A 13189-nucleotide genomic window follows, 5' to 3' on the forward strand; every position below is an offset into this window, starting at 1 on the left:
GCATAATTCTGACTGGTTTTCTTGTTGTGACGGGTACTTCGGCCTCGGCTGAGGACTATTGTCCAAACATGCATCTTTTCACCGAGCATCGAAGCGACGAGGCCTATGTCGGAAATTACGAGGCGGGCTACACCTCGGGATATCGCAAGACGGCGCAAGGGGATCACTTCTTTCGCTACTGCGTCAAAAATCTCAGCGATCAAACCATGTTCCAGTTTCTTTGGAAGGGCCCGCGCCCGGGGCGTTTGTTTCAAGGACGTCTGGCCTATGGTCATGACCAGGCAAGCGCTTGGTTTACGTCCGACAAAGGCCCAGATGACATTGACATGCGCGATCTTGGTTTTCGGAATGGTCGTGGCAGTGATTACACGACTGAACCGGTTGAGACCTTTTTTCGCAAGGCCGAGCTTCATGACCACGCGCAACCCTTGCGCGTGCAGGCCGTTGAAACCTTTGACCTTTCGTCTTGGGATCGGTTCACAACTGGGCTCCAAAACGCTTTGAACCCCGACGATCCCAGACTGCGCCGCACCGCCGGCGTCACGTTTAACATGCCTTCCGATCCGGCAGAGTGGGAGAGTTACATCGAAGGCAGCGAGGAGCCACTGCAAAGCCCGCCGGTTCCGGTTCAGGTCTTCATGGGACTCGAATACGATTTTGCGAGTTACGAGGTCTCGGTTATCACAAGCCTTGGTCTGAACGTCGAGGCTGCTGCTTCAACCGGCGCGAGTGAGGCGATCGTCGCAGCAATCACGCTTGAATTTCCAGGCCTTGCTGAGTTAGGGTTTGAGATCGGAAGCTCAAATTTCTCGACTGATGAGTTGTCCCAGACGGCAACGCAGCTTCAGGATTTCCGCAAGCAACCCGTTGCCAATTTCAAAGCATTCCTTCAAGACGAGCGGCCGGTTGGGAAGAGCATCTTTCCGATGACAGTCCTATTGAATAATGAACCGATTTTTGAAGTGCCGTTTCAGGCGCTTTTGTTACCCGAGGGGCTCTGATGCCCGTCTTTCGCGTAAGTGATTATCAGGTTGTCCCCACCGATGACGCCGTGTTTTCCAAGGCAACACCAGCCGCACTTGTGACTATCTGGGATGATGTGCAGCGGGTGCAAGGATTGATGCCTGCCGAAGTGGTCACCCCTGAACGTTACGCGCGTCTCAATCGGTTGGCCGGAGCGCTGAATAGGGTTGCCGATGGTGGCAACGTGCCGGCGGCCAAGGCCGAGATAGAAACGGTTGAGGCCGAGATCCTCGAGTCGCAGCGCGCGGTGCGCAAACATATGGCCAAGGCAGATTGGAAAGAGATTTGCTGGACCTTGGGCGCCGGAATTTTTGGTCTTGCCATATATTGCTTGCTTCGGTCAAACGGCTTCATCGATGTCCCCGATGGTGATACGGCGTATAGGCGAAACCTCCTTCAGAATTCCGTCGGTGCGACCGGCTATGCCATGCTTGGATTTGCGGTTGGGGTTGTGTTTCGACGGCTCTATCAGATGAAAAACCTACCCTTTTCAAGCCTTCTCGAAAGGTTTCGCCAAGGTCGGCGACCAATATTGGGCGCAGTTGGCAACCTCGCGCTTGTTCTTGCAGTCTGTCTCTCGGTCTTGATGGGGGTCGAGATTTTCGACACAGGTAATTTCGGTTGGCCCAATATCGAAAGGCCCCAAAGCGCGATCGTTCCCGGACTTCTTATTGGCCTCGCGGGGCAAAAACTCTTGAAGCTGCTCTTTGATTGACCCGCACAAAATATGGTGCGACCGATGAAAGACTGTTGGCTTCGGCGGCTGAGCCCTAATTTCCGCCATTTATGAGATTGATTTTGTACACGATATCAGACCGTTCGACCTCGAAGGCGTCCGTGCCTGATATGATTAATCTGAGCTGGAAAAATTGTCTGCGACCGCAGCAAGAAAAAACTCGGCTGGTGGCAAACACGGAACGTCAGCCCAGCTCCGTTCGCGGGTCATTCATGGAATGATGCGGCAGTCGTACGACCGCGCAAACCTCCCATTGAGCGTTGCAGAGAAATCAAGATACCGAGGTTACTCGGATGTCCGCTTGCATCGAATTGACATCGACAGCTCGATAGCGCAGCGAAACTGCTTCCCGCCCTGTCTGTCGTATGCTGCGACCGGCCCGGAGCCGCCGTCCGCCCGGGTCACCGCCCGCTGCGGTGCGGCCCGTCAAACCAGCCATTCGTTGCGCGCGCGTAGCTAAGGGCTGACAGGGGCACTTTGGGTTTCGCATCATTTGCCATCTTCTGATTGTGGCACTTCAGCCAGTGTCTTTACCGCAAGCTCCTTGAGTTCCTTATCTATCGTACAACGAAGAACCTGGCGCTCGTTATCATAGACGGCAATGAAGTCTTTCTTGTTTGGGAAGGAGTCTAATAATCCAGCTGGCTTGAGCGAATTTCTTTGGCGATCTGTTTGATAATGACCAACAAGAACCGAACCCATTAATCGCCCTGAAACCGTGACGTCGAACGTTTCAACAGTTTTATCGTCCTTCCCAATAAGCGCAGTTCCTAAGCCGTTTCCCGATTGTGTTCTCTGGAAACTACCCTTGGCCGTCACGCGGTCTGCCGCCTTGTTTACGAACAGTGTGACTTCTTCATCCACCCAAGTGTCGCCCATTGTGCTGGGAGTGGCTTGCCAAACCTGGTGCCCGACTTCCGAAAGAAACTTGCTTAGTTCTGGAGCGCCGCCCAGCTTCTTAACTCGTTCCTCTTCTTCATCTGCGGGTATTGAGTCGAGCCTTACTTGCGACTTCGCGACGTTCTTATGTGCGCCATCGATCTCTTTGGCACGCTGAAGTTCGCCCTCCGCCTCCTTCAAGAAACCAGCGGACATGAGCATCTCGGCTAGGTTGCTCATCGCCAATGTTTCTCCTTGGTTGGCAGCAGTCTTGTAGGCAGACACAGACAACCCCGGCAGCGAAAATCCCTGATAGACCACACCTAGATTATTCCAAGTAATGTGGTCGCGCTTTTCGCCTGGGATTTTCTCGTAGTGATACATCGTTAGAGAGTTGTTATCGCTTTCTGAGTGCGCATATGCGAGTTGAAATCGTTTCTGCATATCAGTCGGATCAATTTCAAGTTCACGTTCCATTATGGCCAGCTTCAGAATTTTACTTTCGCCATGCCATGAGGCCAATTTCTCTATTGTCGAAAGTAAGTCCTTTTCGTCTTCAGATGTTTCGACCAAGGATCGCAACTCGTTGATCGCGGTTTCGACACCACTGATGTCGCCGATAGACTGACAAATACGGGCAAGCGCAGATAACGCAATCCGCTTTTCAGAGTTCTCAACACTGATCTCCAAAGAAGCCTGATACTTTTCCCGCGCTCTATTGTAATCTTCGAAATGCTCGTATGCTCGAGCCAAATTCATCTGGATTTTCGAATTTTCGGGATAATTATTGGAAATGGAATTTATTTCCGATAGGTGGTTTTCTTCGGTAAACTGCGTCTTCATTAGCAGGCATGAAGTTGTCCAAATCGCCACTATTTCTTTATCTGCGCCGACCCTTTTGAGCCATGCGTCTGAGACAATTTCAGCCCTCTCCGCGTCTTTGAAAATTACTGCTTTAAAATACTCAAAGTCGAACTTCTTCTCGTTCCATTCGTCGTTTGGCTCTTCTGCGTCATGGCCCAACGGCTCTTCATGATCTTCACCAGATGCCGTGCCTTCGTTTTGTAATCTCGAAGAACGCGCAGCACTAACGCCTGAGCCTTGAAGGCTCGTTACCATCCCTAAAATGCTACTGAATGATTTTTCAACCGCGTCCCGATCAAATGGAATATACTCTATGTTGCCTTGCAAGCTGCCCGGCTTTCTTACGCCCCCCTGAAGGAGGATGATGATTTTCATCTTCCGACCGATTGCTAAGCCGATCTCTTGGATGATCCAATCAGATGTTTTGGCTTGGAGTTCGTCTTTCTTAATCTTCCAGAAATTTCCAAAAATGGTTCTTGCAAAACTATTTTCCTTTGCTACGCGTTCGTTTGGCGTACAGATTCCAATAAACAAGTTCCGACCATCTATGAGATCGAGCACCTTAAAGGCCACGTCGTCGGGTCTCGGCTCAGTAGCGTGAACCCAGTCGAATTCGTGGCTCCTTGAAAGCTCGTCAAAGAAATCTGTGAATTTTCTTACTACGGCTTCATCCTCTGGCAGGAAGCTGTGCCCAACGAATGCGCTAATATTTGCCATGTCTAAAACTACCGCTCTGATCTTGCTTCTAAGGTTCTTTCAGTCCTCAGCTTGAAGTTAGTCGCTAAATGCCGAAAGTTGTAGCTTCAATCTGACGTAAGGAGCGTTCGTTTGGAGCCGTTGCCGTAAGTTGGCCTATGACAACCTGCGGCGACATCGAATGTCAGCTACCATTTTGGCCGCCTAGCTGGCTCGCGATCGCAGCAAACGACCGCTCTCCGCCCTCCCCGACAAGCTGTCTCTTGGCACACGCTATGCCCTGCTAACCGAAGAACAGAACAAAAACAAAACAGGTCTATGTGAGTGGCGTGTGAGAGTCGCACGATCTCGGCCAAGGAGCCACACAACTTTCGGCCGGTTAACCCCTTGAAATCATTTGGTGCCCAAGGCGAGACTCGAACTCGCACGCTGTTACCAGCGGGGGATTTTGAATCCCCTGCGTCTACCATTCCGCCACTTGGGCCGCGCTCCGGGATACCCCAAGGCGCGGGGCGAGGTCCAGAGCGAAAAACGCACCCTGTCCCCCGGTGGGATGCCGCCAAGGTTGACCGCGGCGGCGGCGCATGGTTTGGCGATGGGTCAGAGACCTTGAGCCCGGGGACCGGCCAGCCATGTTGAACCGCCTTTACGACCGCACGCTTGCCCTGGCCGACCATCCAAGGGCGATGTGGGCGCTGGCGCTGGTGGCCTTTGTCGAAAGCTCGGTCTTCCCGATCCCGCCGGACGTGCTGATGATCCCGATGATCCTGGCCCGACCCAACCGCGCCTGGGCGATCGCGGGCGTCGCGCTCGTCGCCTCGGTGCTGGGCGGGCTGCTGGGCTATGCCATCGGCGCATTCGCCTACGAGGGGATCGGCCAGCCGATCCTGGCGACAATGGGCAAGGGCGACGCGATGGAACAGTTCAACGCACGGTTCAACGATTTCGGCTTCTGGGCGGTGCTGGCCGCCGGGGTCACGCCGTTTCCCTACAAGGTGATCACCATCATGTCGGGCTGGACCGGGATGCCGATCCTGACCTTCGTGGCGACATCGATCCTTGCCCGCGCGCTGCGGTTCTTCGTTCTGGCCGGGCTGCTGCGCACCTTTGGCGCGCCGATCCGCACCTTCATCGAATCGCGGCTCAACCTCCTCTTTTCCGTCTTCGTCGTGCTGCTGATCGGCGGTTTCCTTTTGGTGAAATACCTATGACCCGCAAACTCCTGATCCTCGCCGCCGCCGGCGGCTCCGCCGCGCTGTTGCTTGGCGCGCTGGGATTTCAATACCTGGGCGGGCTGCCCCCTTGCGACCTGTGCATCTGGCAGCGCTGGCCGCATCTGGCCGCCGTGGTCCTCGGCGGTGCCGCGCTGACCCTGCGTGGACGCGCGCTGCCGCTACTCGGCGCTGTCGCGGCCCTGACCACCTCCGGGTTCGGCCTCTACCACACCGGGGTCGAGCGCGGCTGGTGGCAGGGCCCGAGCACCTGCACCTCCGCCCCGGTTGGCGGGCTGACACCGGACCAACTGATGGAGCAGATCATGTCCGCCCCGCTGGTGCGCTGCGACGAGGTGCCGTGGGAACTTCTGGGGCTGTCGATGGCCAGCTGGAACGCCATCGCGGCGCTGGGGCTGGCGCTGGTCTGGCTGGCCGCCGCCCGGGCCACCCGCTAGGCCGACTTCCGGGTCGAGAGCAGCAGGCTGGTTTCACTGGTGCTGACCCCGTCCAGCATGCGGATGCGCGCCAAGGCCTGATCCAGCGCCTCCAGCGTCTCGGTGCCCAGTTCCACGATCAGATCCCAGCGCCCGTTGGTGGAGTGGATCGCCCGCACCTCGGGCAGCCCGTGCAACTGCCGGGTGATCCGTGCGGCCCCCCTGCCCTCGATCCCGATCATCATCAACCCGCGCACCGGGTCGCGCAGCGCATCGGCCTTCAGCACCACGGTAAAGCCCAGGATATCGCCGCGCCGCTGCAGCCGCTCGATCCGGGTGCGCACCGTGGTGCGCGACATCCCCAGCTGCAACGCCAGGTCCGAGAGCGAGGCGCGCGCGTCATGGCGCAGGGCAGCGATCAGGCGTTCGTCCGTTTTGTCCATTTCACCACCCGTTTCGTACATACACGAGCCGATTTGACCATTTTAGCCCGTTCACCTCAACGCATTTCGGCGGCATTCCCTTATGCGACACAATGGCGGAGCGATGATGGACCAAACGGACTGCATTCTGATCGGCGCGCCGGTCGACAGCGGCAAGCGCCGCGCCGGTTGCCTGATGGGCCCCGATGCCCTGCGCACCGCCGGGCTGGGTCAGGCCTTGCGCGATCTTGGCCACCGGGTCGAGGATCTGGGGAATCTGAGCCCCGAAACGTACAATCCCGACACTGACGACAACCGCCTGTTCAGACCGAGGGAAACCGCCGGCTGGGCCGCGCGGCTGATCGCGGCGGCCGAGGCGGCGATGGGGCGCGGGTTGCCGATCTTCCTCGGCGGCGATCACGCGCTGTCGCTGGGTTCGGTCGCGGGCGTGGCCAACCATGCGGCGCGCACCGGGCGACCACAATTCGTGCTCTGGCTGGATGCGCATAGCGACTATCACACGCCCCAGACCACCGACTCCGGCAACCTGCACGGCACGCCGCTGGGCTATGTGACCGGGCGCGACGGGTTCGACGGGTTTCCGCCGGTCGCCAACCCGGTGCCGCAGGAAAACATCTGCCTGCTCGGGCTGCGCTCGGTCGATGCGGCGGAACGCGCGGCGCTGGAGGGAACGGCGATCCAGCGACACGACATGCGCGAGATCGACGAGCGCGGCATCGCCCGCCCGCTGGGGGAGTTTCTCGACCGGGTCCGCGCCGCGAACGGGTTTCTGCATGTTTCGCTCGACGTGGATTTCCTCGACCCCACCTTCGCCCCCGCCGTGGGCACCACAGTGCCGGGCGGCGCCACCCTGCGCGAGGGGCATCTGGTGATGGAGATGATCTGCGACAGCGGGCTGATGAGCTCGCTCGACCTGGTGGAACTCAACCCGTTTCTCGACGAGCGCGGCCGCACCGCGCAGCTTCTGGTGGACCTCGCCGCCTCGGTGCTGGGGCGCCGGGTATTCGACCGACCGACAAGGGCCTTTGCATGACACATACGACCGAACCCTCCGACAAGGCGCTGGTGCCTTTCGTCTCCGTCGACCACATGATGAAACTGGTGCATCGCATCGGGTTGGCACCGATGCTGCGCGGGCTGGCCGAGAATATCGAGGCCGATTTCCGCCGCTGGGAGCTGTTCGACAAGACCCCGCGCGTGGCCAGCCATTCGGCCGAGGGGGTGATCGAGCTGATGCCCACCTCGGACGGCGAGGTTTACGGGTTCAAATACGTCAACGGCCACCCCAAGAACATGAAGGAGGGGCTGCAAACCGTGACCGCCTTTGGACTTTTGGCGGATGTCGGAAACGGATACCCGGTGCTGTTGAGCGAGATGACGCTGCTGACCGCGCTGCGCACCGCCGCAACCTCGGCCATGGTGGCGAAACACCTGGCGCCCATGGGGGCCCGAACCATGGCGATGATCGGCAACGGCGCCCAGTCGGAGTTCCAGAGCCTTGCGATGAAGGCGATCTGCGGCATCGACAGCGTGCGGCTGTGGGACATCGATCCGCAGGCGACGGCGAAATGCGCCGCCAACCTGGCCGGACACGGGCTGCGCGTGACCGCCTGCGCCAGCGCCGAAGAGGCGATCGAGGGGGCGCAGATCCTGACCACCTGCACCGCCGACAAGCAATGCGCAACGATCCTGAGCGACAACATGGTCGGCCCCGGCGTGCATATCAACGCCATCGGCGGCGACTGCCCCGGCAAAACCGAGCTGGCGCCGGGCATCCTGAGCCGCGCCGGTGTCTTCGTGGAATACCCGGACCAGACCCGGATCGAGGGCGAGATCCAGCAGATGCCCAAAGATTTCCCGGTGACGGAGATCTGGGAGGTGATCACAGGCCGGACGCCGGGCCGGAAGCGCGCCGAGCAGATCACCCTGTTCGACAGTGTCGGCTTTGCCATCGAGGATTTCAGCGCCCTGCGCTTCGTGCGCGACCGGGTGGCGGGCACCGACCTTTACCATCCGCTCGACCTTTTGGCCGATCCCGACGATCCGCGCGACCTCTTCGGCATGGTCCAGCGCGCGGCGCCCGTCGCGTGACTCCGGGGACCAGGCCCAGCGGATGTCGGGCGGCCAGTGGTCGCCCGATCAGGCCTCCAGTTCCGCATCCCAGTAAAGAAAGTCCATCCAGCTTTCGTGCAGCAGGTTGGGCGGGAACTTGCGCCCGGTGTTGCGCAGCTCCTCGGCGCCGGGCCGGCGCGGCGGGCGGCGCAGCGACATGCCGGCGCGGTGCAGCGACTTGGAGCCCTTTTTCAGGTTGCAGGGCGAACAGGCCGCGACCACGTTTTCCCAGCTGGTCACGCCACCGGCGGCGCGCGGCACCACGTGATCGAAGGTCAGATCGCCCCTGGCGCCGCAGTACTGGCAGCGGAATTCGTCGCGCAGGAATAAATTAAAGCGCGTGAAGGCCACGCGCTTTTGAGGTTTGACGTAATCTTTCAGGACCACCACGCTGGGCATCCTGATGCTGGTACTGGGACTGTGCACGAACTCGTCGTATTCGGCGACGATGTCCACCCGGTCGAGCCAGGCCGCCTTGATTGCCTCCTGCCAGGACCACAGCGACAGCGGATAATAGGATAGCGGCCGGTAGTCCGCGTTCAGCACCAGCGCCGGGTGCTGCTTCAACGCGCCGGGTTCGCGCACAAATTCCGTTCTGAAATCGCCGTCCATCGCGTGACTCCGCCCTCGCCCTGGCTGCCCGTTGCGCGCCCCAGGACGGGGAGTCCCGCCCCAGCCGTAATCCGACTATATATCGCGGTTGACCTCTGGCAAGCCCAGAATAACCACAACATGTCGCCACATCGATACGTTGCCCGGATGACAGGCGGATGACAGTTATCCACAAGGGCGCGCGCGCGGCCGTTCCCTTTCACCGCGCGGTGAGCTAGGGGCGGCGCATGGCGCATCTGATCCGCTTCAACAAACCCTTTGACGTGCTGCCCCAGTTCACCGACCGGGGCAGCGACGGCAGCCCGCGCCGCACGCTGTCGGATTTCATCGACCTGCCCGGGGTCTATCCCGCCGGGCGGCTGGACCGCGACAGCGAGGGGCTGATGCTGCTGACCGATGACGGGCGGCTGCAGGCGCGCATCACCGATCCCCGGCACAAGATGGAAAAGACCTACCTCGTGCAGGTCGAGGGGGAGCCCGATGAGGCGGCGCTGGCGGCGCTGTGCGCGGGCGTCGATCTGAAGGACGGGCGCACCCGGCCCGCCAAGGCGCGGCGGATCGAGACGCCGCCGGGCCTCTGGCCGCGCAATCCGCCGATCCGGGTGCGCAAGAGCGTTCCCGATTGCTGGATCGAGCTGACGATCCGCGAAGGCCGGAACCGGCAGGTGCGACGGATGACGGCCGCCGTGGGCCACCCCACCCTGCGGCTGATCCGCTGGCGCATCGGGCCGTGGTCGCTGGACGGGCTGGCGCCCGGCGCCTGGGAGGCGCTGCCGCCCCCTGACAGGGGCGCGCGGCGTTGATAGGCTTTTGCCATGTCACAGAATCATCTTTATCCGCTTTCTTCGCTTCCCCCCGCCCCGGCCCCCGGCGCCGTGCTGGAAACCGCGCTTTATGCCGCCGATCTCGATGCGGCCGAGGCCTTCTATGGCGGGCTGCTGGGGCTGGAGCGGATCACGCGGGCGGGCAATCGCCACGTGTTCTTTCGCGTCGGGCCGGGCGTGCTGCTGCTGTTCAACCCGGAGGAGACCGAAACCGACACCGGCGCGACGACGATGCCGGTGCCGCCACACGGCGCGCGCGGGCCCGGGCACATGTGTTTCGCCATGGCGCGCGAAGCGATCGCGGCAATGCGCGCCCGGCTGCTGGCGGCAGGGCTGGAGATCGACGCGGAGTTCGACTGGCCGAACGGCGCGCACTCGCTCTATGTCCGCGACCCGGCGGGCAACTCGGTGGAGTTCGCCGAACCACGTCTGTGGCAGGGCTGAGGCCCGCGCTCAGCCCAGCGGGACCTTTAGCCCCGCCTGGATCAGGAACAGGGCACGGTCCCGCACGCCGTTTTCCGCCATCGCCGCGCGGTAGGTGGTCATATGCGCCGACTGCCGGTGGGCGTCGAGCGCGGCGGCCTCCTCCCATTCCTCGTAGACGCGGAACCGCTGCGGCGCCCCGAGCGCTTGGGAAAAATCATAGGTCAGGCAGCCCGCCTCGGCGCGGGTGGCCTGCATCATCTTGGTCATGGCGCTCTGCGCGGCCTCGATCCGGTCCGGGGCAACCTCGAATGTGCCTGTGATGATCAGCATCGCTCAGAGCCCCAGCTTGTCGCGCATGAAGGCCAGCGCCACGCTCAGCCCGTCGGGCGCGATGCCGTGGCCGGTGCCCTTCATCACATGCGCGAAGACCTCCTTGAACCCGGCCTCCTGCAGCGCCTCGGCGGTCTCCGGCAGGGATTGCGGCGGCACCATGTCGTCCTGATCGCCATGGACAAGCAGCACGGGCATGCGGCTCACCACCTCGTCCTTGAGGGTCTCCGGGTTCAGCAGGCGGCCGGAAAAGGCGACGATACCGGCAACCGCATCCTCGCGCCGGGGGGCGACATGCAGGCTCATCATCGTGCCCTGCGAGAACCCGAACAGCACCACCTGTTCCGGCAGCACGTCCTCGTCGACCATCAGCGCGTCGAGAAAGGCGTTGATGTCCTCGACCGCCGCGCGCATCCCGCGCTCGGCCTCTTCCTCGGACGAGCCGTCGAGCCAGGGGATCGGGAACCACTGAAAGCCAAAGGGGGCACCGGCGCAATTCTCCGGCGCGTCGGGGGCAACGAACAGCGTGTCGGGCAGATGCTCGCCCAGCGGATCGGCCAGCCCCAGCAGGTCGGCGCCATTGGCACCGTAGCCATGCAGAAACACCACGATCGAGCGCGTCTGCCCCGAAAGCGGCCCCTTGCGGCCGGCGTTCAATACTCGTGTCATCGGATCCCTTCCCTGTCCTTGGCCACGCGGTAATAGGCCCACAAAAGCCGCGCCGCAACCGAGCGCCAGGGCGCCCAACCCTCGGCCATCTGCCGCAGCGCCTTTTCGTGCGGGCGTTCGGGCAGATCGAACAGCAGGCGCACCGATTCCTGCAAGGCCAGATCGCCGGGGGCAAAGACATCGGCGCGGCCAAGGCTGAACATCGCGTAGATTTCCGCCGTCCAGACACCGATGCCCGGCACCTGCGTCAGGGTCGCGATCACCGCGTCGTTGGGGGCGGTGCGCAGCGCGGCATAGTCGATCCGCGCCTCGGCCAGGGCGCGGGCATAGCGGATCTTTTGCCGGCTGAGCCCGACGGCGCGCAGATCGTCATCGCTGGCCCACTGGATCTTGCGCGGGCCGGTCAGGCGGGCGGCCCGCATCCGGCCCCAGATCGCATTGGCCGAGGCAACACTGACCTGCTGGCTGACGATGGCCGACAGAAGCTGTGCAAACCCGTCGGGGCGCAGGCGCAGCGGCAGCGGGCCGGTCTGCGCCAGCGCCGCGGCCAGCCGCGGATCGCGCGTGGCGAGCCACGCCGCGCCCTCGGCGACGCAGCCGGGGGCTTCGATGATCCGTCCGATGCTCATGCCCCGAACCATAGGAATTGTATCGATACAAGCAAGCCATCTTGTACCCGTTCACATTCACGGATACGAAATCGTCATGCATGATATCGACGACAACAAGGCCAAACGCAACGTGGCCGTCCTGGTCGCCGCCCAAGCACTGCTGGGCGCGCAGATGCCAATGATCTTCACCGTGGGCGGGCTGGCAGGGCAATCGCTGGCCAGCAACGCCTGCCTGGCGACGCTGCCGATCTCACTGATCGTGCTGGGTTCGATGATGGCGGCGACGCCGGTCTCGGCGATCATGCAGAAATGGGGCCGCCGCGCGGGCTTCATGCTGGGCGCCGGCGCCGGGGCCACCGGTGGGGCGATCGGGGCCTATGGCCTGTACCTCGCATCGTTCCCGGTGTTCCTGCTGGGCAGCCTGATCACCGGCATCTACATGAGCGCACACGGTTTTTACCGGTTTGCCGCCGCCGATACCGCGTCGGACGCGTTCCGGCCCAAGGCGATCTCCTATGTGATGGCGGGTGGGTTGCTGTCGGCGATCATCGGCCCGCAGCTGGTCAAGGTGACCGCACAGTCGATGGTTATTCCGTTTCTCGGCACCTATCTTGCGGTGATCGGGGTGAACCTGATCGGCTCGCTGCTGTTCCTGCTGCTCAACATCCCCAAGCCGAGGCCACCCGCGGCGGATGCGCCGCGCGGCCGCACGCGCTGGGAGCTGATTACCACCCCGCGCATCATGGTCGCGGTGATCTGCGCAATGGTCTCCTACGCGCTGATGAACCTGGTGATGACCTCGACGCCGCTGGCGGTGGTCGGCTGCGGGTTCGAACAGAACAGCGCCGCCGACGTGGTCACCAGCCACGTGCTGGCGATGTATGTGCCCTCCTTCTTCACCGGCCATCTGATCGCCCGTTTCGGGGTGGAAAAGATCATGGCGGCGGGGCTGGCCATCCTGGCCGGGGCCGGGGCCGTGGCCCTGAACGGGGTAGAGCTGGAAAACTTCTTCGTCGCACTGGTGCTGCTGGGCGTCGGCTGGAACTTCGGCTTCATCGGCGCCACCACCATGCTGGCCGGCGCGCATGAGCGGCATGAACGCGGCCGGATGCAGGGGCTGAACGACCTTCTGGTGTTCGGCGGAGTCACCATGGCCTCGCTGGCCTCGGGCGGGCTGATGAACTGTTCCGGTGGCACAGCGCAAGAGGGCTGGACCGCCGTGAACATGGCGATGGGCCCGTTCCTGATGCTGGCCGGCGGCGCGTTGCTGTGGCTGATGTTCCAGCCCGAACAGGGCCGCCAGCGCGATATCTGAC

General features: G+C 61.9%; 15 protein-coding genes and 1 tRNA gene. 9 read left to right on the plus strand and 7 right to left on the minus strand.

Annotation, left to right across the window (positions count from 1 at the left end; translation table 11 throughout):
* The first annotated feature begins 68 nt into the window (after positions 1-68).
* Both P1U75_RS14380 and P1U75_RS14385 read left to right on the plus strand, forming a co-directional pair.
* Entirely contained in the window at positions 69-1001 is a 933-nt protein-coding gene (locus tag P1U75_RS14380; protein WP_300244673.1) for a hypothetical protein, read from the plus strand.
* Positions 1001-1738, plus strand: a complete 738-nt coding sequence (locus tag P1U75_RS14385; protein ID WP_300244674.1) for a hypothetical protein — start codon at positions 1001-1003, stop codon at positions 1736-1738. The genes P1U75_RS14380 and P1U75_RS14385 overlap by 1 nt, the downstream gene beginning before the upstream one ends.
* A 510-nt stretch (positions 1739-2248) precedes the next feature.
* Here the strand turns inward: P1U75_RS14385 and P1U75_RS14390 are convergent.
* Positions 2249-4219, minus strand: coding sequence for a hypothetical protein (locus tag P1U75_RS14390; protein ID WP_300244676.1), 1971 nt, complete (start codon positions 4217-4219; stop codon positions 2249-2251).
* Positions 4220-4596: 377 nt separating this feature from the next.
* Positions 4597-4682, minus strand: a tRNA-Leu gene (locus P1U75_RS14395).
* Between the two features lie 148 nt (positions 4683-4830).
* Here P1U75_RS14395 and P1U75_RS14400 point away from each other — a divergent pair.
* Entirely contained in the window at positions 4831-5409 is a 579-nt protein-coding gene (locus tag P1U75_RS14400) for a YqaA family protein (RefSeq protein ID WP_300244678.1), read from the plus strand.
* Positions 5406-5867 carry a disulfide bond formation protein B gene (locus P1U75_RS14405; protein ID WP_300244680.1) on the plus strand — a complete coding sequence of 154 codons (462 nt, stop codon included), beginning with the start codon at positions 5406-5408 and terminating at the stop codon, positions 5865-5867. Before P1U75_RS14400 ends, P1U75_RS14405 begins: the two co-directional genes overlap by 4 nt.
* Here the strand turns inward: P1U75_RS14405 and P1U75_RS14410 are convergent.
* Entirely contained in the window at positions 5864-6289 is a 426-nt protein-coding gene (locus P1U75_RS14410; RefSeq protein ID WP_300244681.1) for an Lrp/AsnC family transcriptional regulator, read from the minus strand. The two genes, P1U75_RS14405 and P1U75_RS14410, sit on opposite strands and share 4 nt — an antisense overlap.
* A gap of 103 nt (positions 6290-6392) precedes the next feature.
* On the opposite strand from P1U75_RS14410, the gene rocF reads away from it, so the two are divergent.
* Positions 6393-7322 carry an arginase gene (gene rocF / locus P1U75_RS14415; RefSeq protein WP_300244682.1) on the plus strand — a complete coding sequence of 310 codons (930 nt, stop codon included), beginning with the start codon at positions 6393-6395 and terminating at the stop codon, positions 7320-7322.
* Positions 7319-8380, plus strand: a complete 1062-nt coding sequence (locus P1U75_RS14420; protein WP_300244683.1) for an ornithine cyclodeaminase — start codon at positions 7319-7321, stop codon at positions 8378-8380. Before rocF ends, P1U75_RS14420 begins: the two co-directional genes overlap by 4 nt.
* Before the next feature lie 48 nt (positions 8381-8428).
* Here P1U75_RS14420 and P1U75_RS14425 read toward each other — a convergent pair whose 3' ends face one another.
* A complete protein-coding gene (locus tag P1U75_RS14425; protein WP_300244684.1) occupies positions 8429-9013 on the minus strand; it encodes an HNH endonuclease in 585 nt (194 codons plus the stop codon).
* 227 nt (positions 9014-9240) lie between these two features.
* Between P1U75_RS14425 and P1U75_RS14430 the strand changes: the two genes are divergently transcribed.
* Together P1U75_RS14430 and P1U75_RS14435 are read left to right on the plus strand one after the other, a co-directional pair.
* On the plus strand, positions 9241-9816 hold the full coding sequence (locus P1U75_RS14430) for a pseudouridine synthase (protein ID WP_300244685.1): 576 nt from the start codon (positions 9241-9243) through the stop codon (positions 9814-9816).
* Positions 9817-9828: 12 nt separating this feature from the next.
* The gene (locus tag P1U75_RS14435) at positions 9829-10281 is read left to right on the plus strand and encodes a VOC family protein (RefSeq protein WP_300244687.1); all 453 of its coding nucleotides are present in this window, start codon (positions 9829-9831) and stop codon (positions 10279-10281) included.
* Between the two features lie 9 nt (positions 10282-10290).
* Here the strand turns inward: P1U75_RS14435 and P1U75_RS14440 are convergent, their stop codons facing one another.
* From P1U75_RS14440 to P1U75_RS14450, 3 genes are read right to left on the minus strand one after another with little or no spacing between them, the layout of a single operon-like run.
* Positions 10291-10593: a putative quinol monooxygenase gene (locus P1U75_RS14440; RefSeq protein ID WP_300244689.1), complete on the minus strand. Its 303-nt coding sequence runs from the start codon at positions 10591-10593 to the stop codon at positions 10291-10293.
* Between the two features lie 3 nt (positions 10594-10596).
* Positions 10597-11262, minus strand: coding sequence for an alpha/beta fold hydrolase (locus tag P1U75_RS14445; protein WP_300244690.1), 666 nt, complete (start codon positions 11260-11262; stop codon positions 10597-10599).
* Positions 11259-11891: a DNA-3-methyladenine glycosylase 2 family protein gene (locus tag P1U75_RS14450; protein ID WP_300244692.1), complete on the minus strand. Its 633-nt coding sequence runs from the start codon at positions 11889-11891 to the stop codon at positions 11259-11261. Before P1U75_RS14450 ends, P1U75_RS14445 begins: the two co-directional genes overlap by 4 nt.
* A 76-nt stretch (positions 11892-11967) precedes the next feature.
* Between P1U75_RS14450 and P1U75_RS14455 the strand changes: the two genes are divergently transcribed.
* The gene (locus P1U75_RS14455; RefSeq protein ID WP_300244693.1) at positions 11968-13188 is read left to right on the plus strand and encodes an MFS transporter; all 1221 of its coding nucleotides are present in this window, start codon (positions 11968-11970) and stop codon (positions 13186-13188) included.
* Position 13189 lies beyond the last annotated feature (1 nt).

The sequence above is a fragment of the Antarcticimicrobium sp. genome, from assembly GCF_029212575.1.
Lineage (GTDB): Bacteria > Pseudomonadota > Alphaproteobacteria > Rhodobacterales > Rhodobacteraceae > Antarcticimicrobium.

Bases quoted from the DNA above. Each gene is read 5' to 3' on its own strand.
- P1U75_RS14380 (WP_300244673.1), top strand. From the start codon at position 69: ATGCATCTTTTCACCGAGCATCGAAGCGACGAGGCCTATGTCGGAAAT.
- P1U75_RS14385 (WP_300244674.1), top strand. From the start codon at position 1,001: ATGCCCGTCTTTCGCGTAAGTGATTATCAGGTTGTCCCCACCGATGAC.
- P1U75_RS14390 (WP_300244676.1), bottom strand. From the start codon at position 4,219: ATGGCAAATATTAGCGCATTCGTTGGGCACAGCTTCCTGCCAGAGGAT.
- P1U75_RS14400 (WP_300244678.1), top strand. From the start codon at position 4,831: ATGTTGAACCGCCTTTACGACCGCACGCTTGCCCTGGCCGACCATCCA.
- P1U75_RS14405 (WP_300244680.1), top strand. From the start codon at position 5,406: ATGACCCGCAAACTCCTGATCCTCGCCGCCGCCGGCGGCTCCGCCGCG.
- P1U75_RS14410 (WP_300244681.1), bottom strand. From the start codon at position 6,289: ATGGACAAAACGGACGAACGCCTGATCGCTGCCCTGCGCCATGACGCG.
- rocF (WP_300244682.1), top strand. From the start codon at position 6,393: ATGATGGACCAAACGGACTGCATTCTGATCGGCGCGCCGGTCGACAGC.
- P1U75_RS14420 (WP_300244683.1), top strand. From the start codon at position 7,319: ATGACACATACGACCGAACCCTCCGACAAGGCGCTGGTGCCTTTCGTC.
- P1U75_RS14425 (WP_300244684.1), bottom strand. From the start codon at position 9,013: ATGGACGGCGATTTCAGAACGGAATTTGTGCGCGAACCCGGCGCGTTG.
- P1U75_RS14430 (WP_300244685.1), top strand. From the start codon at position 9,241: ATGGCGCATCTGATCCGCTTCAACAAACCCTTTGACGTGCTGCCCCAG.
- P1U75_RS14435 (WP_300244687.1), top strand. From the start codon at position 9,829: ATGTCACAGAATCATCTTTATCCGCTTTCTTCGCTTCCCCCCGCCCCG.
- P1U75_RS14440 (WP_300244689.1), bottom strand. From the start codon at position 10,593: ATGCTGATCATCACAGGCACATTCGAGGTTGCCCCGGACCGGATCGAG.
- P1U75_RS14445 (WP_300244690.1), bottom strand. From the start codon at position 11,262: ATGACACGAGTATTGAACGCCGGCCGCAAGGGGCCGCTTTCGGGGCAG.
- P1U75_RS14450 (WP_300244692.1), bottom strand. From the start codon at position 11,891: ATGAGCATCGGACGGATCATCGAAGCCCCCGGCTGCGTCGCCGAGGGC.
- P1U75_RS14455 (WP_300244693.1), top strand. From the start codon at position 11,968: ATGCATGATATCGACGACAACAAGGCCAAACGCAACGTGGCCGTCCTG.